Origin of the sequence: Aliivibrio sp. S10_S31 (assembly GCF_014694495.1) — a bacterium.
GTDB lineage: Bacteria > Pseudomonadota > Gammaproteobacteria > Enterobacterales > Vibrionaceae > Aliivibrio > Aliivibrio fischeri.
In genome coordinates, this window is record NZ_JAAUWR010000059.1 from 1 (window position 1) to 1,745 (window position 1,745).

1 protein-coding gene is annotated in these 1,745 nt (G+C 35.6%); it reads right to left on the reverse strand.

Translation table 11 applies throughout. From position 1 onward, the window contains the following. Positions 1–552 precede the first annotated feature (552 nt). Complete coding sequence (locus tag HC728_RS19490) at positions 553–1,599, reverse strand: hypothetical protein (protein WP_238933836.1); 1,047 nt, start codon at positions 1,597–1,599, stop codon at positions 553–555. Positions 1,600–1,745 lie beyond the last annotated feature (146 nt).

The following is a 1,745-nucleotide window of genomic DNA, read 5'->3' on the forward strand; positions in this document are numbered from 1 at the left end:
AAAGAACTGATTTACCAAGATTTGCTGTAAAACGATTTTAATTAGACTGGCTCAATTAAGCGAGCAAAATATCCAATCAACGACAATAACTGTGAAACGAAACAATCCCTTTTTCTTACACCATTTGTACGACTTGGTTTCATCAGGTTTTGAGCTAATAAACCAAATATCCTAACCACAATTGGGATTGAAAATGCTGAGAGGAAAACACTGATGCAGGCTAAAATGAGGCAACACCAAAGAACAATTGAAGCCTAAAATAGCCTCTGAAACGCCTGAATTTGGGGCAATAATAGTTCAATGCCGAACCTGATAAAACGAACACCAAAAGGCAACAAAGAAAAAGGAAAACCACCCTACTTTCACACCTAAAAAGCTAATGGTTCAATCGCTGAACTGAACCAAAAAACTGCATTCTCAGAGTTCGTATAACGCCTGCATAACACGTTTGCTACCATGCAGACCTAGCTGAATTTTACTGCCTTAATCACTGAAACTAAAGGCAAATCGACAATGCCGAATGTAGCAAATCGTGTTGATGCATTTGTTAGCTTAAGCAGCGATCGCAGAACAAGCACTAATACATTCACCATTAGATTTAAGAAAATCCCTAAGATCTTTCCACTTTGTAAACAAATGTGGGCTATGTATAATTTCTAAATCATCCACTCGATAACTACTTGTTATTTTTGGCAATTCATAAAGGCATTCAAGGTCGTATTCTTTAACAGCCGATTGAAGCATGAACTTTAGCACTTCAAGCTTATCAGGAGAATTTTTCTGCAAATCTTTAATAACTTTATCAATTTCATTGAAATCCATTTCAACCAAATTCACTGAATGGTTCGCTGTATTTTTTGTAGTATAATTGACACCTAATTCTTCAAAGACGACTTTAAGCATATCACTAACCCAATCAGGAAATATATCTTTGTACTCGATCACGGACTCAAAGCAAATTAGTGTTTTGCTAACTCCAGGTAAATTAATCTCCGAAGCCTCGGCAAACACAAAATTCTTAAATTTCTCGACAGTCCAAATTCTAGGGACATTTTCTAATTCACCTTTAAGCTTTTTGAACTCAGAAGAATCATTACTCTTGCCAGATAAAAGTGTCGATATTGCATTGTATTTACTGTCACGTTTCCCAAATCCAGTATCTTTTGCTTCTAGTACTTTAGTTGAACTCATATTGAAAGTTGGACTTCTAAAAGTCATGAGATACGGGGTGTAATGTAAATTATCACCTTCTTGAGCGTTCCAAAGAAACATAAACTCTAAAAAGGGTTCTTTCCTACCATTAATCTTCTTATATAGCTTTGTAATATACTCAATAAGTTGCTTTGATTGCCCATCTATATCAAAGTATTCACTTTCTTTAAAAGAGCTCCTAAGTTTTTTTTGTAAATCTTCAATTATTATAAGACCTGATTTAATGTCACCACTGAACGCTACACACAAATTGTCATAAACTTTATGAATTTTTTGCACGCAATTATAGTGCCTACTTGGAGTTCCGTTCGAAAATTCAAGAGTTGCTTGAATATCAGCAACACAAACAAAACCATTGAAACAATTGCCACCTACAACCCAAGTCATACTTTCTCCTAATTTGAGCTAACGCCGCAATAACACGTGCGAACGACTGACTTTCCAAACCAATTACACTTCAAACCAAAAACGCCGAATGTAATTAGCATCGTGTTGATTGCTTTGTTACACGATCTTTGTCAACGCTTCGCTTC